23 protein-coding genes are annotated in these 23170 nt (G+C 51.1%); 17 read left to right on the top strand and 6 right to left on the bottom strand.

The window, feature by feature from the left end:
- Positions 1 to 86: 86 nt before the first annotated feature.
- Both AC04MQ_RS00695 and AC04MQ_RS00690 read left to right on the top strand, forming a co-directional pair.
- Positions 87 to 866 (top strand): CDP-diacylglycerol diphosphatase, encoded by a 780-nt coding sequence (locus tag AC04MQ_RS00695; protein WP_475390590.1) that lies wholly within the window; start codon positions 87 to 89, stop codon positions 864 to 866.
- A 120-nt stretch (positions 867 to 986) separates the two neighbouring features.
- Positions 987 to 1730 carry a 3D domain-containing protein gene (locus AC04MQ_RS00690; protein WP_475390589.1) on the top strand — a complete coding sequence of 248 codons (744 nt, stop codon included), beginning with the start codon at positions 987 to 989 and terminating at the stop codon, positions 1728 to 1730.
- On the opposite strand, the gene AC04MQ_RS00685 is transcribed toward AC04MQ_RS00690, so the two are convergent.
- The 3 genes from AC04MQ_RS00685 to AC04MQ_RS00675 all read right to left on the bottom strand — a co-directional run bounded on the left by AC04MQ_RS00685 (position 1731) and on the right by AC04MQ_RS00675 (position 5026).
- Entirely contained in the window at positions 1731 to 2159 is a 429-nt protein-coding gene (locus AC04MQ_RS00685) for a hypothetical protein (protein ID WP_417862410.1), read from the bottom strand.
- Positions 2160 to 2196: 37 nt separating this feature from the next.
- A complete protein-coding gene (locus tag AC04MQ_RS00680; RefSeq protein WP_475390587.1) occupies positions 2197 to 4401 on the bottom strand; it encodes a S8 family serine peptidase in 2205 nt (734 codons plus the stop codon).
- 139 nt (positions 4402 to 4540) lie between these two features.
- Positions 4541 to 5026 carry a glutathione peroxidase gene (locus AC04MQ_RS00675; RefSeq protein ID WP_475390585.1) on the bottom strand — a complete coding sequence of 162 codons (486 nt, stop codon included), beginning with the start codon at positions 5024 to 5026 and terminating at the stop codon, positions 4541 to 4543.
- A 323-nt stretch (positions 5027 to 5349) separates the two neighbouring features.
- Between AC04MQ_RS00675 and AC04MQ_RS00670 the strand changes: the two genes are divergently transcribed.
- The 3 genes from AC04MQ_RS00670 to AC04MQ_RS00660 all read left to right on the top strand — a co-directional run bounded on the left by AC04MQ_RS00670 (position 5350) and on the right by AC04MQ_RS00660 (position 9657).
- A complete protein-coding gene (locus AC04MQ_RS00670; protein ID WP_475390583.1) occupies positions 5350 to 6789 on the top strand; it encodes a hypothetical protein in 1440 nt (479 codons plus the stop codon).
- Between the two features lie 92 nt (positions 6790 to 6881).
- Positions 6882 to 8213, top strand: a complete 1332-nt coding sequence (locus AC04MQ_RS00665) for a hypothetical protein (RefSeq protein ID WP_475392008.1) — start codon at positions 6882 to 6884, stop codon at positions 8211 to 8213.
- 73 nt (positions 8214 to 8286) lie between these two features.
- Positions 8287 to 9657 (top strand): hypothetical protein, encoded by a 1371-nt coding sequence (locus tag AC04MQ_RS00660; RefSeq protein ID WP_475390581.1) that lies wholly within the window; start codon positions 8287 to 8289, stop codon positions 9655 to 9657.
- A gap of 12 nt (positions 9658 to 9669) precedes the next feature.
- Here AC04MQ_RS00660 and AC04MQ_RS00655 read toward each other — a convergent pair whose 3' ends face one another.
- Positions 9670 to 10857 carry an aspartate kinase gene (locus AC04MQ_RS00655; protein WP_015089700.1) on the bottom strand — a complete coding sequence of 396 codons (1188 nt, stop codon included), beginning with the start codon at positions 10855 to 10857 and terminating at the stop codon, positions 9670 to 9672.
- Positions 10854 to 11846: a transglycosylase SLT domain-containing protein gene (locus tag AC04MQ_RS00650; RefSeq protein ID WP_475390579.1), complete on the bottom strand. Its 993-nt coding sequence runs from the start codon at positions 11844 to 11846 to the stop codon at positions 10854 to 10856. Before AC04MQ_RS00650 ends, AC04MQ_RS00655 begins: the two co-directional genes overlap by 4 nt.
- 221 nt (positions 11847 to 12067) lie before the next feature.
- On the opposite strand from AC04MQ_RS00650, the gene flgF reads away from it, so the two are divergent.
- From flgF to fliW, 12 genes are all read left to right on the top strand, one after another.
- The gene (gene flgF / locus AC04MQ_RS00645) at positions 12068 to 12883 is read left to right on the top strand and encodes a flagellar basal-body rod protein FlgF (protein ID WP_475390577.1); all 816 of its coding nucleotides are present in this window, start codon (positions 12068 to 12070) and stop codon (positions 12881 to 12883) included.
- A gap of 61 nt (positions 12884 to 12944) precedes the next feature.
- Positions 12945 to 13730, top strand: coding sequence for a flagellar basal-body rod protein FlgG (gene flgG / locus AC04MQ_RS00640; RefSeq protein WP_475390575.1), 786 nt, complete (start codon positions 12945 to 12947; stop codon positions 13728 to 13730).
- A gap of 3 nt (positions 13731 to 13733) precedes the next feature.
- Complete coding sequence (flgA, locus tag AC04MQ_RS00635) at positions 13734 to 14663, top strand: flagellar basal body P-ring formation chaperone FlgA (protein WP_475390573.1); 930 nt, start codon at positions 13734 to 13736, stop codon at positions 14661 to 14663.
- A complete protein-coding gene (locus AC04MQ_RS00630) occupies positions 14660 to 15409 on the top strand; it encodes a flagellar basal body L-ring protein FlgH (RefSeq protein WP_015089705.1) in 750 nt (249 codons plus the stop codon). The genes flgA and AC04MQ_RS00630 overlap by 4 nt, the downstream gene beginning before the upstream one ends.
- Positions 15402 to 16409 carry a flagellar basal body P-ring protein FlgI gene (locus AC04MQ_RS00625; protein ID WP_015089706.1) on the top strand — a complete coding sequence of 336 codons (1008 nt, stop codon included), beginning with the start codon at positions 15402 to 15404 and terminating at the stop codon, positions 16407 to 16409. Before AC04MQ_RS00630 ends, AC04MQ_RS00625 begins: the two co-directional genes overlap by 8 nt.
- A 309-nt stretch (positions 16410 to 16718) precedes the next feature.
- The gene (locus AC04MQ_RS00620) at positions 16719 to 17426 is read left to right on the top strand and encodes a rod-binding protein (protein ID WP_475390570.1); all 708 of its coding nucleotides are present in this window, start codon (positions 16719 to 16721) and stop codon (positions 17424 to 17426) included.
- Between the two features lie 82 nt (positions 17427 to 17508).
- The gene (flgM, locus tag AC04MQ_RS00615; RefSeq protein WP_011163114.1) at positions 17509 to 17838 is read left to right on the top strand and encodes a flagellar biosynthesis anti-sigma factor FlgM; all 330 of its coding nucleotides are present in this window, start codon (positions 17509 to 17511) and stop codon (positions 17836 to 17838) included.
- A 135-nt stretch (positions 17839 to 17973) separates the two neighbouring features.
- The gene (locus tag AC04MQ_RS00610) at positions 17974 to 18495 is read left to right on the top strand and encodes a flagellar protein FlgN (protein WP_158320220.1); all 522 of its coding nucleotides are present in this window, start codon (positions 17974 to 17976) and stop codon (positions 18493 to 18495) included.
- A 61-nt stretch (positions 18496 to 18556) separates the two neighbouring features.
- Positions 18557 to 19966 carry a flagellar hook-associated protein FlgK gene (gene flgK, locus AC04MQ_RS00605; RefSeq protein WP_015089709.1) on the top strand — a complete coding sequence of 470 codons (1410 nt, stop codon included), beginning with the start codon at positions 18557 to 18559 and terminating at the stop codon, positions 19964 to 19966.
- Positions 19967 to 19969: 3 nt separating this feature from the next.
- Positions 19970 to 21055: a flagellar hook-associated protein FlgL gene (gene flgL / locus AC04MQ_RS00600; RefSeq protein ID WP_148278676.1), complete on the top strand. Its 1086-nt coding sequence runs from the start codon at positions 19970 to 19972 to the stop codon at positions 21053 to 21055.
- Positions 21056 to 21115: 60 nt separating this feature from the next.
- Complete coding sequence (csrA, locus tag AC04MQ_RS00595; protein ID WP_038451346.1) at positions 21116 to 21343, top strand: carbon storage regulator CsrA; 228 nt, start codon at positions 21116 to 21118, stop codon at positions 21341 to 21343.
- Positions 21344 to 21608: 265 nt separating this feature from the next.
- Positions 21609 to 22136 (top strand): flagellar assembly protein FliW, encoded by a 528-nt coding sequence (gene fliW / locus AC04MQ_RS00590; RefSeq protein ID WP_011163118.1) that lies wholly within the window; start codon positions 21609 to 21611, stop codon positions 22134 to 22136.
- 66 nt (positions 22137 to 22202) lie between these two features.
- On the opposite strand, the gene AC04MQ_RS00585 is transcribed toward fliW, so the two are convergent.
- Complete coding sequence (locus AC04MQ_RS00585; RefSeq protein WP_475390567.1) at positions 22203 to 23153, bottom strand: hypothetical protein; 951 nt, start codon at positions 23151 to 23153, stop codon at positions 22203 to 22205.
- Between the last annotated feature and the right edge of the window lie 17 nt (positions 23154 to 23170).

Here is a 23170-nt window from a genome sequence, read left to right as displayed (position 1 = left end):
GTAGCCGACTGGACGAAGTGAGGGTTCATCACTGACTTCGTGATTTGGTGCCTCCGTTTGGATAAATTTCTAAACGGAGGTCGTTTGTGAAAAACCTGTCTTTCGTTTTTGCCGCTGTTGCTGTTCTGGGACTTGGCTCCTGCAAATCAAAACCTGTCGTTGAAGTTCCGCGTTCGGACGCCCTGTGGAATATCATCAGCACGCAGTGTTTGCCGTTGCATAAAATCGGTGAGGAAAAAAACCCGTGCATCGAAGTGAACATCGCACAAGGTGAGGAAAAAGGTTATGTCGTCTTTAAGGACCGTGTTGGTGACTTGCAGTATCTGCTGATGCCGACCGAAAAGATCACCGGCATGGAAAGCCCGGAAACCCGCGCTGCGGATGCAACCAATTATTTTGATCTGGCCTGGAAGGCTCGCAGTTATATGGATAAAAAGCACGGCTCAGCCATTCCGGCAGAGGTGGTGTCGTTGGCGATCAACTCCCAGTTCGGGCGCAGTCAGAATCAGCTGCATATTCATGTGTCTTGTGTGAAGCCTCAAGTGCAGCAGCAGCTACAGGAACAATCTGCAAAACTGAAAAACGGGTGGACCCCGTTGCCGCAGCCATTGCTGGGTCATAAATACTATGCTCGCAAGATCAGCGAAAAAGAGCTGGAAAAAGGCAACGCCTTCCAGATGCTCGCAGACGGAGTGCCAGGTGCCAAAGACCATAGCGGTGAGTTTGGATTGGGCCTGGTGGCAGTGAAGGATAAAAAGAAGGGCCACAGTTTGATTTTGCTCACAAGTCGCTTTGAGCGTGGCACGAACAATTATGGCTCTGTCGAAGAGATTCAGGATCACTCTTGCCCTCAATTGGCCCGTTAATGATAGAATTGTAAGTGTTGCAGCGCTTCGGAAAAAGGTACCTGGTACCTTTTGTCGCACCGGTTTATGTCTTTTACCCGAAAAGACCAGCTGGCCCTTTGAGTTTGTTAGTATGGGGCCATGTTGAAAGTGTTACTGACTTTAGTTCTGGCCACTTCTTTTAAGGCACGTGCCGATGATTATTCGGAGGTGCCGATGCCTCCGCCATTGCCGGAACCGCAGGAACCTCTGTACCTGAACCCGACCATTTATTATAAGCCCATCATCAAATTTGACGTGGACAAGTGTCAGCATGAAACCCGGGTTGAAATGCTGTCCCCGGATGACAAAGTGCTGACCCGTCTTTGTTCTGCGGATTTCAACAACTGTGTCATGCAGGGGGCTTGTTATGTCCATGATGAGGACGGACGCTTCCGTTCTTTCAATTACTTCGCCAGAGGAGCAGATGGTATTCCGCGCTTTAAGGAAGTCGACATGCGCAAGTGTCCTTACGGCTATGGCATGCGCAATGTGTGTCTGGATCCGTACTATACGGTGGCAGCGGATTTAAGTATTTATAAAATCGGCGATGTGATTTATGTACCCAGGCTGGATGGGGCCGTCATGCCTAACGGTGTGACTCATGATGGGTTCTTTGTTGTGCGGGATGCGGGGGGAGCAATCAAGGGGCCGGGACGATTTGATTTCTATACCGGATTCACGAAACCTTATGCCAAGGAAAATACTTTCAATCGGATGGGTTTTGCCAATATCAAAAACAGCTTTCCATTCCGCATGGCGACCTCGGAAGAGGCCGAAGCGGCCAGAGCGCGCACCGGGTATCCCGGCACGCGCAATATCATCATTATTCCACCACGAAGATAACTAGGGACCGATGTCCTCTTCCAGATTAGCGCAGGAAATCTCGGTGTCTGTCTGCCAGCCCATCAGTTTTTTAACCTGACCGATCACGCTTATGGAGGTCAAAGTGCCGTCTTTCAAAAGACCCAGTTCCGCAGCTCCGCGAGTTGTCAGGCCGCCGTTTTGGTTCTTCGCGCACTCCATTTTCAAACCTTTGGACGTGTTGGTGATTTGTACGTCGTCGCAGAAAGCCGCAATGTCACCCGTGGACTTATCGTGCAAAATGCCCACAAACGCGCGCTGACCAGCGATCTCAATGTCGTAAGTGGTGCCGTTGGTGCGCGTTTCCTGAATCACCGAGCAACCATCCGCATTCGTATACACACGCATCTCCGTGTCCGCTTGCGCCTGAACACCAGCCATCAATAATGCAACCATCAAAACCTTTTTCATAAAAACCTCTCTTTTTAAAACTTTCAATTTCTAATCTCTAATTTCTATATTCCAGTGAATCCAGGCGGGACTCAAAATAGTCGATGACCATCTGAGTGCTGCCGTGGGCTTTCAAGCCGTCAATCTTGGTTGCGATAGCCTGCAGGGAAAAATCCGGGTTGAGCTGTTTTCCATTCAGGAACCGTTCTTCCAGGGTCTTTTCCGCCTTATCCAGTGCCAGTTGAATCTCCTGCTCAAACACACTCAGGCCGCCGCGGGCGTTCATGTACGATTCCAGAGTCTGGCAGCGATAGGCCATTTCAGTCAGACGGCAGTCCTGGCGTTCGATGCCCAGCTTTTTGCATTCACGGCCATCGGCAGAGCGATATTTATTGAAGATGTGTTCGCTGTTTTGAACTTCGTAAGGCGCTTGCGGCATCACGCCGTTTTTGGTGAAACCGATGCCAGAACTTAGTTGAGTATAACCATGCACTTCTGAAGCAAATGCCGCTGGCAACACACGGCCATTGCGGTTCAAACGGCGAAGGGCGATGATGTCTCCGGCTTGCGCTTCCGCGCGGGAAATCCGGGTGCACAGCGGGGATTCAAGCACGTTGGCAAATTCACTGGCGACCGTGTGGTGAATACCTTTGGAAATTCCCGCCAGATAAGTGGATGAATTCCAGCAGTTCGGTCCTTCAAGAATCGCGGAACGCCCTTCCAGTTTCTTTATCTTTCCTTTTAGCAAAGCCGCTTTCAAATCCACATAACCACGGGACTTGATCGGTGCCGGAGTTTTAGTGACCTGCGCCGTTTCAATAAAGAGCTGACGAACCTCCGTCGCCGTCAGATGCGGAAGTTCAGTCCACAGCTGCGCAATCAGATTCACCATATAAGGTGTCGCCATCGAAGTGCCCGAGTGTTCAATCAGTCCACCACCTAAAGAGGCCGCGTTGACTTTTACTCCCGGAGCCAGAATGTCGACGTTGTCCTGACCGAAGTTGCTGAAATCAGCCATTGTCGCATTTTCCGGGGTGACTTCTTCGATCGTGGCTGCATTCAAAGCACCCACTTTCATCACGTTGGGATGATTGAAGCTTGCCGGGTACTGACGGTTTTTGCTGATATCGAGGTCCTGGCCGGCGTTGCCCGACGCCACGACGAACAGGGTCTCTGGATTTTCTTCGATCATGGTTTTATAGGCACGGATTCCATCGCGCAGACCCAGCATGTCCTTGTTGTCGGAAGGGAAACCCAGGCTCATGTTCACCATACGGATTTTATGTTTTTTAATGAAGGCGGACATCTTTTTGATGTATTCCGCACGGGTGTAGTCCCCGGCAAAGCCCACAAGAGTTACATTGTTCAGCCCTTTGGTTGCGATGTGCGCCACGTGAGTTCCATGAGAAAGAGGACGGTGATCTTTATTCAGTCCGCTGGTGGATTCCGTCGGCAGGCCGATATCACGAACCTGATCCCATCCGAAGTTGTCATCCACCCAGCCGTTGCCGTCGTTATCAATGCCATCGACGGGCTCATCAGGGTTGTTCCACCATTTCGTCACCAGTTCGCTGTGATTATAATCAAAGCCGGAATCGATGATGGCGATAACAAATTTGTCCGGGTCTTCGCGCTGGGCTTTCAGCACTTTGGTTTCGGCCGCGGATTTGCCGGCCTTTTTCAGGGATTTTTCCAGGTCATACTTTTCATAAAGGCTGAATTCAGCCACCGTTATGCCTGCCGGGTTCTTTTCGACAAAAGCATAGGGTTTTTCATCCGTGCCTTTGTAGTATAGGTAAACCGAGCTGGTGACGTTTTCGTTTTTATCCAGATAGTCTTTTTGTATTTCGCGGAAAGGTTCAGTTTGTTCGTTCCAGCCCACGTATTCAAGATTGAAAGGGGCTTCTTTGGTAAAGTGCCACTTGCGGATCAGGCGGGATTTTTCATTTTGGGAGTTGTTGGCATCAAGGCCGGTCCATTCCTCACGGGTTTGAACAAGTCCATAGCTTTCTTTTTCAACGGAAAGGTCGGTGACTATCACCTGGCCTGCAACCGGATAAGTAAAGCGTGTCCAGCCGGTAAAGACGCCATCAATGTTAAAGTAACGGCGTTCGACCAGGCGGGTGTCCTGATAGTACGACTCGCGGGAGACAACTCCGTTGTCGAACTTTTCTTTTTCCACTTTAAGGGCGGCAAAAGCAGTCGATTGTCCCAGAATGAGACAAAACAGCAAAGCTTTCAGCAGCGGGCGGAAAATCATCATGGATCCCTTCCTTGTATATGAGGAAGAGATAGCAACGAGGGTGCCAGAAGGTGGCGGTGAAAGTGGGGGATCTGGCTGCTGTGGCTGTGTTTAAGCCACAGACAGTCCGGTGACGTTTATTTGTATGTTCCGCGACGATCTAAGACAGAGCTTTTTTGACGTCGTCTGCGATGTCTTTGGGTTCATCCTTTGGAGCAAAACGCTTTAGCACTGTGCCATTTTTTCCAATCAGGAATTTCGTGAAATTCCATTTGATCATTTCGGTTCCCAATAGACCCGGAGCTTCCTCTTTCATCCACTGATACAGAGGATCGGCATTGCTGCCGTTTACATCGACTTTGCCCATGACCGGGAAGGACACGCCATAGTTCAGTTCACAGAACTGCTGGATCTCTTCATTGCTGCCGGGCTCTTGCGAACCGAACTGGTTGCAGGGGAATCCCAGAATGACCAGACCCTTGTCTTTGTTTTGTTGATACAGTTCTTCAAGGCCTTTGTATTGAGGAGTGTAACCACACTTGCTGGCCACATTTACCACCAACACCACTTTGTCGCGGTATTGATCCAGGGACACCGGCTGGCCATTGGCGGCTTTGACGGTGAAGTCATAAAGGTGCTTTTTCATAGAAAACCTCCTCAGAGGGGCTGCGTGTATAGACTGCTGATCTCATTCTGAGACAGAAGAGGGCCTCTAATCAAGATTATGATTTGTTAAATTAATTTGAGAACAGGGAACATTAAAACATGAGAATATATTGTGAGGTACTGTAGGAACTGTATGGAGGGGCCGAAGAGAAAACCATGGGGAACTGGTACTTTGGGTGTATATCCCTCTTACTTTCGGCACTTCTTTTCGGCGCACCGGCGACGGCCGATACTTTTTTAGGCTGTGCTGAATGGTGTGCTGCCAGATTCTTACCCAAGTCGGGCCAGGCTGACCAATCTCAAATGAGAAAATATGACATGTGCGTGGTGCAGACCCAGAACGAAGGACGTTGCGGAGGCGCACCTCGTTCCTCGGGCACGAGTCGACCGACACAGCGTCAGCAGGAACCAGATCAATCTTCCGGCTATAATCCCGAACCGGGATCAGTTCCTTGTGGCGGACGTTGTCCAATCTCAGAATGCGTGGATGTGAATGGCAGTGGGCGGGACTATCAGTGCCGCATCGACATCATTAACGGCACGGCTCAGCCCAGTGCGAATGACTGTACGTCACAGTACACGGAACTTCTTAATGAATGCTCCAATGCGGTTCAGGAAACATCTCACACTTGTGATGAAAAAAATGATTCTGGCATGTCGGGAGTTGCCAATACGGCTTCGCAACTGGGGTTGATGCTGGGGCAGCAGACCTCTGGAAGTATCCGGTCAGCGTGTTCACAGATGGCCAGTTTTTCGGCGGCAGCCAATGCGGCTGTTGCGGCCTATCGCATGAATTGCAACAGCTCGCTGGGAACTTGTCGTTCCACCTGCAGTAAGCTTGTTGATTTCGTGCAGAACAATCCAACCTGTACAGTTCAGGGTTTCCAGGGAACTGCGGGAACCAATGCGATGCTTTTGCAAAATGCCGAATCCAAGGCCGAGCGCTGCGATCAGTTTGAAAGCAAGGTGCAGGAAGCCACTCAGGCTATAAATAACGTGGCGGGCACCATGCGAAATGCAGCCAGTTGTGCGGCAGCCACTTCCGGATCCGGTGCGCCGGTTCCGGAGATTTGTAAAACCAATCCAAATCTTCCGGGGTGTGTGGCCACGGGCCCGGTGGATTGCACTAAGCCTGAGCTTGCGGGCACCAAAGTCTGCGTCTGTTCAAAGAATCCGACGGATCCTATTTGTATGTCTGAAAATAACAGTGGTGGATCCACATTCCTCAGCAGCACCAATCCTGGGGCGCGCTTAAATACTTCCGGTGTTGAACTGTCCGGTGGTGATTTGCCTTCTTTGCCGGGTATCGAACATGGCAAACGAGGCTCTGGCGGGGCCGGTGAAGCTGTCGATGGAAAAATGGGCGGCGGTGCGGGTATCTCCAGTTCAGGTGGTGGTAGCGGCGGCGGTGTCGCTGGTGCCGGTGAAGGTGGTGGTGCGGAAGGCGAAGACGGTGGTCACTCGGTGAATGCCGGATTCTATGGCGGCGGTGGATCCTTCGGGGGATACGGAGGCGGCAGTGGTGAAGGCCGAGCTGCTCAAGGTCAGCCAGGTCAAGCCGGTGTTGCCGGTAAAAACGGTGCCCCGGATTTGCGTCAGTTCCTGCCGGGTGGAAAATATGATCCGAAAGCCCGGGGTGTTGCGGGGACCGGAGGACCTGATGGTATTACGGGTCCCCATTCAAATATCTGGAAGAAAATTCAGAATCGTTATCAGGTTCTGACACCGACCTTAATTCCATAATCTCACTCTGAGATTCCTTATACTTTGGTAAAGTTCCCCTCTGAAATGCCGAACAGTTTGTCATGGGAATGAGATCATTTTTATCAGTGACTATGTTGCTCGCGCTTTCAGTGATTCTCATCCCTGTGGATGCAGAGGCACGCCGCTGCCGGGCTCAGTGCGCTGAAGGTTTCACCTGTTTTATGCCGGATCCGACGGATGCCAGTGGTCGCAACGACATGTGTGTGGCCGCAAATCAGGTCAACAATACCGATTGTCTTTCTCAATACAACCAGCTGCGTGAGCAGTGTAGTGCTCAGGTCACCGACACTTCCTATACTTGCGATGAAAAAAATGATTCAGGCATGAGCGGCATCGCTAATTCGGCTTCACAGCTTAGTTTGATGTTCGGTCAACAGACGGCGGGAAGTATCCAGGCGGCCTGTTCAAAGATGGCCTCTTTCAGTTCCGCAGCGAATGCGGCAGTGGCCGCGTATCGTTTGACCTGTCAATCATCCATTACCAGCTGTCATTCGGCTTGTGATCAGGTTGTCGACTTTGCCAACAGCAATGCCGCTTGTTTGGATGCCGCTGGCGGTGTGGGATCTTCGGCTCAGATGAGATCTTCTGCCGAAAGCGCTGCCCAACGTTGCAATGACTTCGATGCCAAAGTGGCGGAAGCCAACCAGGCAATCAATAACTTTGCCGGAACCATGCAAAACGCCGCTCAGTGTGCATCGTTGACGGCGGGTGACACAACGGCATTGGAAGAACTTTGTAAAACCAATCCAACGCTGCCCGGCTGTGCCGCAGTGGCAGCAGCTGATTGCACGAATCCAGCAAATGCCGGCAGCAAAATCTGTGTCTGTTCCAAGAATCCGACAGATCCGGTTTGTATGAGTGAAAACAGCGCTGCAGGTTCCACCTTTATCAGCAGCACAAATCCGGGTTCACGTCTGTCGACATCCGGTGCAAGTTTGTCCGGTGGCGATTTGCCAGATCTTCCTTCCATTCTTCCAGGCAAACCAGGTTCTGGTGGTGCTGGTGAAGCGGTGGATGGCAAACAGGGCGGTGGCGCGGGCATTTCCAGTTCTGGTGGTGGCGGCGGCGGTGGATCCGGTGGTGGCGCCGGAGGCGAAGAAGGTCTTGAAGACGGCCTGCAAGTGAATGCCGGCTTCTATGGCGGTGGCGGATCCTTCGGTGGTTCCGGTATGGGCGGTGGAGGAGGCGAGCGCGGTGTCGCCGGCATGGCAGGTCAGGCTGGAGCGGGCAAAGGCAAAGGGGCTCCGGATCTGCGTCAGTTCCTGCCTGGTGGAAAGTTTGATCCGAAAACCCGCGGTCTGGCGGGCAATGCCGGGCCAGATGGAATTACGGGGCCTCATTCAAATATCTGGCAGAAAATTCAAAATAGATATCAGGTTTTAAGCCCAACGCTGATGCCATAGTCTCATTCTAAGACAGTGCCCAGTACCTTGGTAAAGTTCCCATGTTGGAATGCCGATCAGACATACCATGGGAATGAGTACTTTGTTCGCGTTGAAAACGCTATTCACAATTTCGCTATTCTTAGTCGCGAACGAGGCTGTTGCGACGCCGGCCTGTAATATCCAGTGTCCGGCTGGCTCCAGTTGTTTTGTCAGTCCTGAAGGACAGCAGCAATGTACGCCCAACGACGCCTTTGTCGGTCCTCCAGAACCTACTCGCAATGCGATGGTCAGCTGCAGCTCTCAGTTGCAAGTGATCATGGAGGAGTGCCGCACGGCGATCTCTGAAACTTCTTATTCCTGTGATGAAAAGAATGACTCGGGCATGAGTGGTGTAGCCAATACGGCCTCACAACTTAGTTTGATGTTCGGTCAACAGACTGCGGGCAGTATTCAAGCTGCGTGTTCCAAGATGGCGTCTTTCAGTTCGGCAGCCAATGCGGCTGTGGCGGCATATCGCATGAATTGCCAGTCTTCCATTGGCAGCTGTCATTCTGCTTGTGACAGAGCTGTTGAATTTGCCCAGCAGAATGCCGCTTGTTTGGATGCAGCGGCTGGTGGCACAGGCGTCAGTCGCCAGGCGGTGGCTTCGGCTGAAAGCTCGGCAAAACGCTGCAGTGACTTTGACTCCAAAGTTCAGGAAGCCAATCAGGCGATCAATAACTTTGCAGGCACAATGCAAAACGCCGCTCAGTGTGCGGAACAAACCGCAGGTGACAGCACGGCTTTGCCTGAGCTTTGTAAAACCAATCCCACTCTTCCGGGGTGCGCGGCGATTGCCGCTGCGGATTGTACGAATCCGGCAAACGCGGGCAGTAAAGTCTGTGTGTGTTCAAAAAATCCAACAGATCCTATTTGCATGAACGAAAACAGTGCGGCTGGTTCAACATTCATCAGCAGCACAAATCCGGGCTCGCGTCTGTCGACATCAGGTGCAGAACTTTCCGGCGGTGATCTGCCAAGTCTTCCTTCCATCCTTCCGGGCAAACCAGGTTCTGGTGGTGCTGGTGAAGCCGTGGACGGAAAACAGGGCGGCGGCGCGGGTATTTCCAGTTCGGGTGGCGGAGGCGGCGGAGGTGCTGCCGGTGGTGGCGCAGGCGAAGAAGGCCTTGAAGACGGTGTTCAGGTGAATGCCGGGTTCTATGGCGGTGGCGGATCCTTTGGTGGTTCTGGTGGCAGTGGTGGCGGCGGAGACCGCGGCGCTGCGGGCATGGCAGGTATGGCTGGAACAAAAGCTAAAGGCGGACCTGACTTAAGCAAGTTCCTTCCCGGTGGACAGTATGATCCGAAGTTGCGTGGGCTGGCTGGCAGTGGAGGCCCGGATGGAATCACCGGACCGCATTCCAATATCTGGCAGAAGATTCAAAACCGCTATCGCGTGATGAGTCCGACTCTTCTGCCGTAAATCAGCAAATAATTAAATCAATGGATGAAGGCACTCGATAACCTGCTTGCGCAGGGGTGCCTCAACAAGAACGGTCAGGCTCATGGCGCTGATCAGAATCTTTTGTGTTTCCAGATTCTTGCCGGTCAAAGTGTCCAGAACCTTCTGGGTCATTTCCGGAGAAGTCGCACCCGTGCAAGTCAGAGTGACTGTGGAATAATCTGTTGGCAGCAGGGTGAAGTCTGTATGCTTTTCCAGCTCTTTTTTCACGGCAAACATGATCTCTTGCGGGCCAGTCAAAAAGATTTCGGTTTTATCCAGACTGGTTTCGCAGCTGAGCAGTTGTGGGAAGGCAATCTGGTTTTTATCCAACAAGTTTTGCAGACCCTGAAGGGCTTTGGCTGGATTCTTTTCGCGGCAGTGAATGCCCAGAACCAGTTCGTGAGAGTTCAAAGAAAGAGCTTTGCAGGATTCAAACATATTCAATCCTTTTTTGACGATGGTTCCGTCAGAGGTTTTGCTGGAGGCCGGGCCGATGTAAAGGGTCACATCACGCATTTTCGCAAGTTCCACCGAGCGATAGTGCAGAACTTTGGCGCCCCAGAACGTCATCTCCATCAATTGGTCGTAATTAAGTTCACTTAAAGGGCGTGCGGATTTCACGATGTTCGGATCGGCAGTGAAGACCGCCGGAACGTCTTTCAAAATCTCGCAGCGTTCGGCATTGAAGGCCGCCGCCATGGCAACAGCCGAGGTGTCAGAACCGCCACGTCCCAGGGTGGTGATTTCTTTGGTGACCGGGGACACGCCCTGGAAACCTGCCAGAATCACCACGCGGTTGTTTTTCAAGGCCTCATCCAGGCGCATGGGTTTGACGTCTTTGATGAAAGCATTGACGTGAGAATCATCCGTGAAAATTCCTGCCTGGCTTCCGGTGAAGCTGATCGCGGGACAACCCAGATCATTCAAGGCCATGCTGACAAGGGACATACTGATGCGCTCTCCTACGGTCAGCAGCATGTCCATTTCGCGGCGTTGAGGATGACCAGATACCTGGTTGGCAAGATCGATCAGGGAATTGGTGGTTTTGCCCATGGCACTGACCACCACGATCAGAGAGTTTTCTTTCGACTGGGCGGCAATGCGGGAAGAAACAGATTTGATCTTTTCAGGATCCGCTAAAGTGGCGCCGCCGTATTTCTGAACAATCAGAGGTTTCATTCCAAAGCAACTTTCCGAGAGTGCTGATAGACGTAAGTGGAAACCATTCTTCCAGCTCCTTTCGGAACGCGAATGAAGTGTTTCTCAATCTGACGAGGAATGTATCCCAGATACAGCTCGGCGTTCAAATCTTTTAATGCTTTTCTGGTGACTCCCAAATGATCCGCCAAAGGCTCCAGGTCGGTGCCACCAGGCACAAGAACGACGTCATATTCCAATGGGTCCATTTTTTCCAGATCGCGGAAACCATATAGGTTCGGCGCTTTGGCAATCAGCATGGCGGCCAGGATCTTGGGAACGTAGTCCTGGGTTTCTTGAGGAAGAGCATCCAATTTGATGAGTGCCCAGTAATCTTTGGTGCCGTATTTTTTGATGCGACGGCGCAGACCATTTTCACCCATGTTGTAGCTTGCCGCCACCAGATACCAGGAACCAAATTCTGAATGCAGATCCTTCAGATAGCGAATGGCTGCCAGGGTGGATTTCTTCAAATCACGGCGCTCATCCAACCACCAGCTTTTGCTCAGGCCATATCGGGTTCCCGTGGATTCGATAAACTGCCAGGGGCCCACGGCATCAGCCGTACTGATGGCGTTCGGTGCAAAACCACTTTCGATCATCACCATATAGGCCAGATCCGAAGGCAGACCCGCACGCTTTAGTTCTTCCTGAATGAACGGCATGTACTTGTATGAGCGCTGCATCCAGGTCCGGAACCACTTGTTGCCGCCTCCCTGGAAGTAAGCCACCCACTGACTGACTTTTTTGTTGTAGGTGACGGGAAGATCAAAGATCAGATTGTCGGATTGAACGTGTGTGGACTTGGCGGTGAGGGCTTTCAGCTTTTCTTTCAGGCTGAGGGCCTGATTCACCGGCGGGGTGACGGCAGTCGCTGCTTTGGCCGGGGTTGCTGATACCACGGAAGCCGCGCCAGCTCCGGTGCTCAGTTGAATGATGCCAATAAAAATGAATGCAACCCACGTACTCATAGAATCAATTATGAAGCCGATTCTTTGACACTGTCGACAAAGATCTGACAATTCCCTGGCACCATCGACGAAGGTCAATGCAGCGGCCAAATCGAAAAAAACTTGAGCCCAGATTTTTTTTCCTGAACAAAAGTCCGGCTTGGAACCTTTTTCCCAGACCAAGATCCGTCCTGTCAAAAGATGGCACACGCCTTGCTGCTCAACACTGTGGAGGGGTTTTCATGGCGATAAAAGGGGTCTATACAGCACTCAGTGGGGCGATGGCTCAAAGTACAAAGCTGGATACAATCGCCAATAATTTGGCGAACGTGAACACACCTGCGTTCAAACGTGACCAGCAGCTCTTCCAGGAATATCTGACCGCCAACGAAAAGATGCCAGAGACCACACAGATCCCGCGCGATGTGGCGGCGATTGAAAGCTTCTATAACATGCAAGGTGGCGACAAATCCTACGTCGACACCAAAGGCACCTTCACTGACTTTTCCCAAGGTGGTTTGAAACCGACTGGCAACAGTCTGGATGTGGCCATTGATGGCAAAGGTTTTTTTGAAATCGCCACTCCGGGCGGCGTGAAGCTGACCCGTTCCGGTAATTTTACATTGGATGGCAACGGACAGCTGGTAACCAAAGAAGGTTATCCTGTTCTTCGTCAGGGTGAAGCGGGTTCTGATCCTGCGGGCCGCGTGATTCGTTTCACGGGGACTGGTGCCGTGGCTATTGCCGACAATGGCGATGTGTACGAAGGCACTGAAAACCTGGGCAAACTGTCTTTGGTGAACGTGAATAATCCCGATTCACTGCAAAAGACCGGCAGCTCTCTTTATACATTCAAACCAAATATCGCTCCCGACATGCAGAACATTGCAAACCCAAGTTTGAAACAGGGTTTCCTGGAAACCTCGAACGTGAATATCGTTCAGGAGATGACGGACATGATTTCCACCAATCGTGTCTTTGAAAGCACGCAGAAGGCCATCAGTGCTTACGATCAGATGGCCGACAAAATGATCAATGTGGTGGGAAAAACAAATTAGCTGCTTAGGATTTGCAGCCGGTTTTTGAAATTTTTTATTAAGCCAACGGAAGGATTCGTGAATGCTTAAGAGTTTGAACACAGCAGCTACAGGGATGGCGGCACAACAGACCAACATGGATGTTATCGCCAATAATATCGCCAACGTTTCGACGGCTGGCTTTAAAAGATCCCGCGCTGAGTTTGAAGACCTCATGTACCAGACCCAAAAGGAGCCAGGGACGGCTTCGGGTCTGAATGCTTATTCCCCGAATGGGGTTCAGGTCGGTTTGGGTGTGCGTACGGCGGGCGTGCAAAAGGATTTTGCCGGTGGTCAGGCGCAGGTCACTAAGAATCCTCTGGATCTTCAAATTGAAGGTTCCGGTTTCTTCCAGGTGCTGACGGCGGATGGTGAAACAGCCTATACCCGTGATGGCGCCTTCAAAAAAGATCCTAACGGCCGTCTGGTCGACAAAAACGGAAATGCTTTGCAGCCGGAAATCACCGTGCCTGGCAACGTTTCCGGTATCGAAGTCGCACCCACTGGTGAAGTGCGTGTGATCACGGGCCTGAATGATGTGCCTCAGACAATTGGTCAAATTGATGTGGTGAACTTTGTGAATCCGGCGGGCTTGAAGGCCATGGGTAAAAATCTGTTCACGCAGACTCCGTCCAGCGGTCAGGCGATTGCCTCCCGTCCGGGTCTGAACGGCACTGGTTATCTGGCGCAGGGTCAGCTGGAATCCAGCAACGTGAACATCGTGGATGAAATGGTCAATATGATCACCGCCCAGCGTGCGATGGAAACCAACTCCAAAGTGATGCAGGCTTCCGATCAGATGCTTCAAGCCATTAACAATCTGAGATAATTGATGAAGAAGATTTTCGTGTTTGCATTTCTGGTAAGTCTGCAGGCCTTCGCAAGGCCTGAGATCTCCATTCCTTCCAGTGTGGAGATTTCCCAGCGTGAGCTTTTGCGCCTGGGTGATATCGCTACGGTCACTGGCGGCACCGAAGAGCTGGTGAATGCTCTGGATGCCGTGGTTCTGCGCGAAGACTGCCGGGAATTGTTGTTAAGCCAGCATCTGAATTCCAGCGAAATTCTGGTGAAGATGCGTGCGGCTTTGAACAGCCAGGAAAATCTGCGTCGTTTGAATCCTCAATTCAAAGTTCCTTCCCAGGTGCAGGTGAGCTTTGCTGCCACCCCGGTGTCACGCCAGGAAGTTGAGAGAAAAGTTCATAATATTCTAAAAGCACGCTGCAATGAGTGTGAATATCAGATCAGCATTCAGAGCACGCCACGTCCGGCGTCAAAGCTTTGGGATCTTGATTTCACTCAGTTTTCAGCCAAAGGCGGCTTCCTGCTGCCACTGCGCGACGGGGATCAGCGCCAGATCAAATGGATTTCCGGCACAATTCGCGTTTCAAAATTAACCCCTGTAACGACCCGTTTGATCTTACAAGGAGAGAGAGTTCAAGCAGATGACCTGCGCATGTCCATGACGGACGTGACTTTTGCCAAGGATGGCAGTTTGCGCATGGAGGATATCCAGGGTCAGATGGCAGCTCGCTCACTTCCCGTTGGAAGCACCGTATGGGCTTCTGATCTCAAACGTGAACCGGCAGCTAAGAAGGGACAGATCGTTAAAGCTTTGCTTGGCGATGACAGTTTCGAGATCTCCGTCAACATGATGGCGGAGGACAGTGGCTTTGTTGGGGATCTTATCAAAGTAAAAAATCTGGAAACCCAAAAAGTTCTGTCTGGTCTGGTCACTGAAAAAGGTGTGGTGAAGTTGCAATGATGAAGATGATTTCTTCTTTCTCAGTTTTGGTTTTGATGGTGTTCACTGCAGGTTGCGCAACCATGCAGGATTTCATGGCATCCCTGGACGGCCCGAAAGAAGCACCGGCGCTGAAGGATATCAACACGGCGCCAAGATACTCTGACAACCAGAACATGGGTGTGCCGACCGACCGTCAGTACAAGCGCATGACGAAAAACCGCATGGAAGAAGAATCCGACCTGGGGGCCAATGCCGGTTCCACATGGGTGATGGAAGGCCAGGGGGCTTATCTGTTTGCGCAAAATAAAATGCGCAAAGAAGGTGACCTGTTGAATGTGACTTTGGATGGCCCGGCCAAAAAACAGGTCGACACCAAGGTGTCTGTGATCAAAAAACTTTTGAAGCAGCTTGAAGAGCAGCAGCAACAGCAGCTGAATAACTCTTTGGCGCAAAATGGGGATGAGGCATCCCGTGCTCCGGCGTCAGTTGAAGCCAAAAAGCCGGAACCTGCGAAGGTGGAAGAAAAGGATGACGGGGCCGCCGATGTGGCGAACATCCCAACTCGTATCGTTGAAAAAATGGCCGATGGCAACTATCGCATCAAAGGTCAGCAGCCGTTCATGATCGGCAAGCGTGAATACAAAGTCATCGTGACGGGTTTGATCCGTCCGGAAGACTTTAATGATGCGGGCATCAACTCGGATAAACTTCTGGATCCACAGTACGATGTGGTTTCTTTAAGAAAGACAAAGAGCAATGAATAAAATCACAAACTTTCTGATTCTTTCCGCTGTCTTGTTTTTCTCTTTGATCGAGTCAGCCAATGCCGCTCGCCTGAAGGACATCGCCAGCATTCGTGGCGTGCGCGAAAATCAGTTGATTGGTTACGGTATCGTGGTCGGCCTAAAAGGCACCGGCGACGGTAAGAATGAATTTATGAGCAAGAGCATGGTGCGCATGCTGGACAAGCTGGGAATGAAACTGGACAACGTGGATTTCTCCAGCAAAAACGTGGCGGCGGTGATCGTGACAGCGACCATGCCGGCGTTCGGCAAAGCGGGCAACCCGATCGACATCACAGTCAGTGCGATCGGTGAGGCGTCTTCCTTGCAGGGGGGCACATTGTTGCAGACGCCTCTGCGTGCTGCCAATGAACAGGTGTTTGCGGTGGCTCAGGGAAGTATCGTGATCGGTGGCGATGGCAAAGATTCGCACACCACTGCGGGCCGTATCCCGAATGGTGCAACGATTGAGCGTGATATGACAGCGGATTTTTCCTCCAGAAAAATGTACCGTCTGACGTTGATCAATCCGGATTTCACCACAGCGGCGCGCTCTATTCTGACGATCAATAAAGAGCTGGGTGGTCACTATGCTTCGGCAAAGGATTCCGGCACGATTGATATCATCACACCGTTTGCTTATGAAAATCGCGGTGTGGAGTTGCTGGCGACGATTGAATCCATTGAGATCAATCCCGACATGAAAGCCCGTGTTGTTGTGAATGAAAAAACAGGAACGATTGTTATCGGTGACAAAGTGAAGATCTCACGCGTTGCTATCTCACACGGAGCACTGTCAGTGAAAGTGGGCGATGGCAAAAAAGGTGCGGAAGAAAAAGTGGCGGTTCTCGACAGTGGTGTCAGCGTCGGTGAACTGGTCCAGGCACTTAACAAGCTGGGAGTCTCGCCTAAGGACCTGATTACAATACTTCAGTCCATAAAATCAGCTGGAGCTTTGCACGGGGAACTCGAAGTTTTATGAGATTTCTGTTTCAGAATGACACAGCATTTAATACAATCAAAGTTATAGTTTCAGACACATGGACGTGTTTGAAACGCGGGGAGGGTGAGAAAGAGATCGCGAACCATGGAAGGTCAAGAGTCAAAAGTTTCTCGCAGGAAACAGGAGCAATAGGTCAGCAGAGATCACGGAGTGATCAACACGAGCCGAAGCTACACTCTCAGAATCGAGTGCAGGATGCACATGATTCTCCGACTCTAACTCCCCTTTTTTTCTCTTTCAAAAAAGGTACATCCGTACCTTTTTCTTTTTTGATCTAGGAGTCTCGCAATGAGCGATGTGGGATCCGGCGGTTTTAAACCCATTGGCAATCGTATGATGGGGCGGCCTGAACAAAAGGCGCCTGAGCAGAAGCTGCGCGAAGTTTCTGACATGTACGAAAAACATTTCCTGCGGGAGATGATGAAAGCCATGCGTTCCACCGTCAAAGAAGGCGGCTTCATTCAGTCCAATCAGGCTGAAAAAATTTTCAAAGAGCAACTTGATGATCAGTATGTTGAAAAGTGGGGCGAACGCGGTGGTATCGGTTTGTCCAACATGATCTATGATCAGCTGATGAATAAATTCGGTGTGGCCATGGGTGTCCGTGCACCTGTCACAAAGCCTGTAGGACCTTTGGCTATGGATGAAAAAAGCAACCTGGCTTTGAAGCCATTCCAGCATCCAGGAAAGAAGCAGGCCCTGTCTTACCGTATCGACACTGAATCAGCCCCTGGAGCGGCTTCCGAGGTGAAGGCCCCTTGGGATGGAGTGCTTCTTGGCAAACGCAGTCTGGCTGATGACCAGACCCTGGTCGAGATCGGTCACGACAATGGTCTAAAGAGCCAGATGGTTTTCAAAGGCGGACTGTCAAAAGTTTCGACAGGGGAAAAACTGCAAGCTGGCGACACCCTTGGCTTTTTAAGTCCAGAGGCGAAATCGCTCTACTGGACCATCGAAGCACAGAGCGAACCTAGACCAGAAACTGTCTCAGAATGATTTGGTGTAATTGTCCCATTGTGATACTATTGAATGAACAGAAGAGTGTGTTTTTACACTCTTTCGACGGAGGAGGATCTCGATGAAGATCACGCACAATAAAGTCGGTCAAAATTTGAATCTTACTGATTCTTCCAGAGCTGACAACGCCGCTGGTATCAAAGGCAAAGCGGATAATATCGGCGCGGCGAAAGCTGACGTTCTGACTTCCTCCAATCTTGGCGAATCTTCACGTGTGGAACTTTCTCCTCGTGCACAAGAAGCAAAACGCATCAAGGAACTTGCCTTGGCAACTCCGGATGTTGATGAAGCTAAAGTTGCAAAATTCCGTGCACTGATCGACGAAGGCAAATACAAAGTTGACGCCAAAGCCATCGCCGACAAAATGGTCGACGAACATTTGGAATTTTAGTCGCCGCCCCAGCGGGCAGAGCTGAAGGCCCGGTAGGGCCTGAAGCTGAAGCAGCTCCGCTCCGGCAAAGCCGGAGTAAAAAAGCTGCCAGAACATAAATCTTAACCGCCCACGGCGGCATCAAGGATGATGAAGATGATGGATGCAACAATCGAAAGAGCGTTTCACAAGTTAGAATCAAATCTCGAAGAACTTACCAAAATCTACCGTTCACTGCTGGATATCGTTCGCAAAGAAAAAGAAATTCTTTTGAAGGCGGATCGTGAAGCATTGGATGAAAGCAACAAACTGAAAGAAGAGTTGCTGTTCAAGCTGCGCGCTCAGGATTCCCTGCGTTCCCGCTATGCGATGGAACTGGCGACCCTGGTGGGTGCAGATGTTGAAAATCCACGTTTGCTGGAGCTTGCACAAAAACTTGCAGGCACTCCGGCTGCCGACCGTCTGCGCACGCAGCACGCGGCGCTGGATATTCTGATCAAACGCATCACTGAAATTAACAAAGACAACGAAGAATACACAAAGTCCGCTCTGTCGACATTGAACGGCGCTTTGAATAATATCAAAGACACGCTTTCCGGCAAGAAAACTTACGGAGGCAAAGGCCAGGTAAAACAAGGCCCACAAGTCGCAGGCAACTTCGTTTCGAAAGAAGCGTAGTCCGCCGAAGGGGCGGAGCCCCGAAGGCGGATAAACGGAAACCACCGGAGATGAGGATAGGATGTCTAAAATCTCGGCTATGATGGATACGGGCAAACGCTCTCTGATGAACTCTCAGACAGCCTTGCAAACGGTCGGTCATAACATCGCCAACAAATCGACTGAAGGTTTCTCTCGTCAAAGAGTGGAGCTTCAGACGAACACGCCTATCACTGAAGGCAATCTTCAGATTGGTATGGGTGCCCGGGCAGGTGTCGTTACCCGCGTTAACAATCCATGGCTTGAAAAGCAAATCCAGCGCGAAGGCATGAGCATGGGCTTCCAGGATTCCCGTGCGGATGCTCTGGGCCGTGTTGAACAGATTTACAATGAACAAAACAACAAGGGTTTGAATCAGTACATGACTGATTTCTTCAACTCTTTCCGTGAACTTTCCAACAACCCTGAAAGTTTGGCTTCCCGTACGATGGTGCGTGAATCCTCTGTGGCGCTGACCAAAGATTTCGGTCGCGTGGTGGGTCAGTTGAAGGCGGTTCAGGAAGACCTTGATGGTCAGATCAAAACGACCGTCGAAGAGGTCAACCAGTTGTCCAAAGAGATCGCCTCCCTGAATGAAAAGGTTCAGATGGTTGAGGTGCAGGGAACCCCTGCCAATGACGAGCGTGACCGCCGTGATCTTTTGTTGAAAAAACTGGGTGAAAAAATCGACATTTCCTGGGCTGAAGGCAGAGACGGCATGGTGACGGTGACTGCGGGTCGCACGGCGATTCTGGTTTCCGGTATCGGTTCTTCTGAATTGAAAGCCCGTCAGACGGATGCCCGTGACCGTGTGGAAGTCTTCTTTGAAGGCAGCAGTTCCACATCTGCGAACATCACCGAACAAATCACCGGGGGCCGCATTGGTGGTGCCCTGGATGTGCGTGACAAGGTGATCGAGGATCTTTTGGGGCATGTTGATAACATGGCCTACACTTTGGCTAAAGAGGTCAACACCGCTCATATCGAGGGGTTTGATAAAAGCGGCCGTAATGGTGTTTTGTTCTTTGATATGCCTGATCAGGTAAAAGGCGCCGCATCGGTTATCGGTCTGAATAAGACTGTCTTTAACGATGTGGGAAGAATCGCGACCGGAGCCCAGCCGGGTGCTGCTGGTGACAACACCGTGGCCAATGTGATCTCGGCTTTGCAATATCGTCAGGTGATGGATGGTGGCACCTCCACATTGGATGATTACTACAGCACGCAGGTGGGGCAGATCGGTGCGGTGGCCCAGCGTGCGGTGAAAGCTCAGGAGTCACAGAAGAATGTGATTTCCCAGCTGACCAATATTCGTGAAAGCATCAGTGGCGTCAGCCTTGATGAAGAAACCACGAAGATGATCGAATTCCAAAAGACTTACGATGCGTCTGCGCGTTTGATCAAAACCGCCGACGAAATGTTTGATACAGTCCTTAACTTGAAGAGAATGTAATAGATGAGAATCGCGGATAAGATGTCTTTCAATCAGGTAAACCAGAATCTGACCAAGAACCGGTCAGAGATGGCTGATTTGCAGAATCAGGCTGCGACTCAAAAGCGTATCAACAAGCCGTCGGATGACCCTTTGGCTTCGGCGCGTGTTCTGACGGCGCGAACCGAAGAACGCGGCAACACTCAGTTCATTAAAAACATCAATAACGCCCGAAGTTTCCTGGAGTTTTCGGATCAGTCCCTGAGCGAACTGACCGAGATCCTGGTGCGCGCAAAAGAACTGGCAGTCAGCCAGTCGAATGATGCCAGCGGTAACGAAGAAAGCCGAATGGTCACTGCCAGCGAGATCGAGCAGATCTACAATCAGTCCATCCAGATCGGTAACCGCAAGCTGGGTGAAAGATATATCTTCGGGGGTCAGAAGACCCAGAATACGCCATTCAATCAGACCGGCGAGTACTTTGGTAACGACTCGGACATGAAGATTCAGACCCAGAAGGATTCCTTCGTGGCGATGAACCTTCCGGGCAGCAAAGTGTTCTTGGGCCGTGGTTTGGGCGGGGACGGGATCGTTCGTGCCCAGTACGAGACTCCTACGGATGTAGAGTCCCTGAAGGACTTCCAAAATCAGGAAATCGAGCGTCAACAGATCAATGAGGAAGTGGACTCCAACTTCCTGACAACACGTGGTCCTGCGTCAGAGTCGGGCCGCCAAAGCCGCGCTGACAGGCAGGATCCGGTGACGGGCTCTGTGGGCGTGAATTTGTTCTCGACGCTTAAGAATCTGGAGATTTCCCTGAAAACCAACGATAAATCGGGGGTTCAGGAGGCTTTGGATACCCTGGATCAGGCTATTTCCCAGGTGGTTTTGGCTCGTTCCGAAGTTGGGTCCAGAATTATGGCCGTCAATAGCACCAACGATTCCCTGCAAAAGGCCGTGGTGGACAATAAAGTAACGGCTTCCCAGCTGGAAGATGCTGATGCTTTCCAGGTTATTTCCGACATCAATAAGACCGATAGCACCCTCAAAGCGACTCTCGAAACGTCCGGTAAGCTTATTCAGCCAAGCCTTCTTGACTTTCTAAGATAAAAATAATACCTACAGTTCCGCTTAAAACTACCGATAACGACTGCAGCAAAAGGAGTTGTCATGCTGGTTCTCACACGGAAGTTGGGTGAAAGCATCGCTATCGATGACCACATCAAAATCAGAGTAGTTCAAATTAAAGGTAAACAGGTCCGTCTAGGCATCGAAGCGCCCAAAGATACCAAAATCCACCGTGAAGAAGTTTACGTTGCGATCCAGGACCAGAATCAGCAATCTGCTACCACAGATGCCGATAAAACACGCAATATCGCTAAGTTGTTGAAACCATAGTAGGTTTTGAATACTTGTGAGCAAAAAGGCCTGTGGCAGAGATGCCGGGCCTTTTTTCGTTTCTAACGACGTGGGTGTGTTGTCCTCGGTAGGGACGTCTTTCTCTTTGCAGTGGCCGCTGTCAGCCTGAAGCGCCCAGTCACGTCTACTAGATTTTAATTGAGTCTCCCTAGATTTAGGTCCAGATTTATAGATGTATTCACCATCATAGCGCCTTGGTGTGTCTAAAATAAGGGTGAATCCTGAGTACCTTTTGGGAGGATGAATGATCATTTCAACATCGAGATTCGGCCAAGTTGAGCTGAAACAAGAAGATGTTCTGACTTTCACCGAAGGCCTGTTGGGCTTCGCTGATTTGCGCAAGTTCGTCCTTCTTGACGATCCGAATGATGAAATCTTCGCGTGGTTGCAAAGCTGTGAAGCCCCTGCAATTGCATTTCCGGTACTTGAGCCTGAATTGTTTGCTCCTCAGTACAAAGCAACCCTGACCAAAGGTGATATGGAAGCTTTGAAACTGACGGCTCAGGACAAAGCTCGCTACTTCTCTATCGTGACTATTCCGGATGATCCTACTTTGATGACTGCGAACCTGAAAGCTCCAGTCGTTGTGAACATTGAAGCCCGTACGGCTCGTCAGTGTGTTCTTCAGGATAACAACCTGGCTATCCGCGAGCCTATCTTCACCAAGCTGCAACAGCGTGTGGTGCAGAATCCGGCTGTCGCAATCAAAAATCAATCCACCGGGATTGATGTGGCGACCAAGCTGCATGTTGTTCGCGACGCTGAACTTTAATCTTTAAAGATTCAGAAAATGAAAAGGAGCCCCAAGGGCTCCTTTTTTTATTTGTGCGCAAGTCATCTATTCCAAAGCGCTGAGTTCGGCGTTTTTTTCAATCAAAGAGGATTCCAGGCGACGGATCTGCTGTCGCTGTTGTTCGACGGCACGTTGGGTTTGCAGCAACTGGCGGCGCAGGGAAAAGTCGTTGGTGGTGGTTTCATAGATGTTCTCTTGCAGGGACTGGATCTGGGAACGGCGGATGGCGATTTCCTCCTGCAGGTTGCTGCGGTCCTGATTCAGATCCGACAGGGCCTGTTCGCGGGCTTGCTGCACGCTTTGTGGGCCTTGCAGAGCTTGCGAGGAAAGCAGCAGCTTTTCGTTTTGCATAAGTTCCAATTGCTGTTGTTGTTGCAACAGCAGGTTATTCAGATCATCCAGACGCGCCTGTCGTGCTGTCAGGTCGTTGGTGTTCTGCTGCCAATAGATGATTTCATCCTGAGTCTGGCGAATGTAGTTTTCTTGCGAGCGAATGTTTTCATCAATCTGATTGCGCGCCACCTGGGCCTGACTGCTTTGCAGGCGCAGGGCTTCATCGGCTCGGCGGTTGATGTCTTCGGCCAGGCGGTCATAGGAATTTAACTCGCTGACGAAGTTTTGCAGTTCCAGACTGCTGCTTTGAAGCTCCGAGGAAAAGGTGTCAGCAGTCGGGGCCTGGCTTTCTTCCTGCTGTCGTGCCCGCAGGCTTTCCAGCGACTGCTGGGATTGCTGCAGGCTTGCGTTGGCTTCTATCAGCTGCTGCTGCAGGGTCAGAGCTTCTTGCTGCAGACGGGCCTTGGTTGCGGTGACAGTGCGATTTTCAGGCGGGGGGGACACAACAACGGGGATCGAGGCGGGACGACGTGCCCGGGTCAGCTCGGCTTGTTCAACCAAGGCATCTTGGGTGGTTTTAATTCCCTTATAGGAAAAATAGAGCCAGATGGATGCGCCGATAATCACGGCCAGACCCAGCAGGAAAAAGTTCTTTCGTGTCATGAGGCCCCTTGAACAGG

This window comes from Bdellovibrio sp. MYbb2 (genome assembly GCF_056175685.1).
Note: the sequence above shows the minus strand (reverse complement) of the source record. Positions and strands in the feature narration are given on the sequence as shown.

Coding starts and splice junctions, on each gene's coding strand:
- AC04MQ_RS00680 (WP_475390587.1), bottom strand. CDS start 4,401: ATGATGATTTTCCGCCCGCTGCTGAAAGCTTTGCTGTTTTGTCTCATT.
- AC04MQ_RS00620 (WP_475390570.1), top strand. CDS start 16,719: ATGAGCGATGTGGGATCCGGCGGTTTTAAACCCATTGGCAATCGTATG.
- flgK (WP_015089709.1), top strand. CDS start 18,557: ATGTCTAAAATCTCGGCTATGATGGATACGGGCAAACGCTCTCTGATG.
- AC04MQ_RS00585 (WP_475390567.1), bottom strand. CDS start 23,153: ATGACACGAAAGAACTTTTTCCTGCTGGGTCTGGCCGTGATTATCGGC.
- AC04MQ_RS00630 (WP_015089705.1), top strand. CDS start 14,660: ATGATGAAGATGATTTCTTCTTTCTCAGTTTTGGTTTTGATGGTGTTC.
- flgL (WP_148278676.1), top strand. CDS start 19,970: ATGAGAATCGCGGATAAGATGTCTTTCAATCAGGTAAACCAGAATCTG.
- AC04MQ_RS00650 (WP_475390579.1), bottom strand. CDS start 11,846: ATGAGTACGTGGGTTGCATTCATTTTTATTGGCATCATTCAACTGAGC.
- AC04MQ_RS00625 (WP_015089706.1), top strand. CDS start 15,402: ATGAATAAAATCACAAACTTTCTGATTCTTTCCGCTGTCTTGTTTTTC.
- AC04MQ_RS00660 (WP_475390581.1), top strand. CDS start 8,287: ATGAGTACTTTGTTCGCGTTGAAAACGCTATTCACAATTTCGCTATTC.
- AC04MQ_RS00675 (WP_475390585.1), bottom strand. CDS start 5,026: ATGAAAAAGCACCTTTATGACTTCACCGTCAAAGCCGCCAATGGCCAG.
- AC04MQ_RS00665 (WP_475392008.1), top strand. CDS start 6,882: ATGTTGCTCGCGCTTTCAGTGATTCTCATCCCTGTGGATGCAGAGGCA.
- AC04MQ_RS00690 (WP_475390589.1), top strand. CDS start 987: ATGTTGAAAGTGTTACTGACTTTAGTTCTGGCCACTTCTTTTAAGGCA.
- AC04MQ_RS00610 (WP_158320220.1), top strand. CDS start 17,974: ATGATGGATGCAACAATCGAAAGAGCGTTTCACAAGTTAGAATCAAAT.
- csrA (WP_038451346.1), top strand. CDS start 21,116: ATGCTGGTTCTCACACGGAAGTTGGGTGAAAGCATCGCTATCGATGAC.
- flgM (WP_011163114.1), top strand. CDS start 17,509: ATGAAGATCACGCACAATAAAGTCGGTCAAAATTTGAATCTTACTGAT.
- flgG (WP_475390575.1), top strand. CDS start 12,945: ATGCTTAAGAGTTTGAACACAGCAGCTACAGGGATGGCGGCACAACAG.
- flgA (WP_475390573.1), top strand. CDS start 13,734: ATGAAGAAGATTTTCGTGTTTGCATTTCTGGTAAGTCTGCAGGCCTTC.
- fliW (WP_011163118.1), top strand. CDS start 21,609: ATGATCATTTCAACATCGAGATTCGGCCAAGTTGAGCTGAAACAAGAA.
- flgF (WP_475390577.1), top strand. CDS start 12,068: ATGGCGATAAAAGGGGTCTATACAGCACTCAGTGGGGCGATGGCTCAA.
- AC04MQ_RS00685 (WP_417862410.1), bottom strand. CDS start 2,159: ATGAAAAAGGTTTTGATGGTTGCATTATTGATGGCTGGTGTTCAGGCG.
- AC04MQ_RS00655 (WP_015089700.1), bottom strand. CDS start 10,857: ATGAAACCTCTGATTGTTCAGAAATACGGCGGCGCCACTTTAGCGGAT.
- AC04MQ_RS00670 (WP_475390583.1), top strand. CDS start 5,350: ATGAGAAAATATGACATGTGCGTGGTGCAGACCCAGAACGAAGGACGT.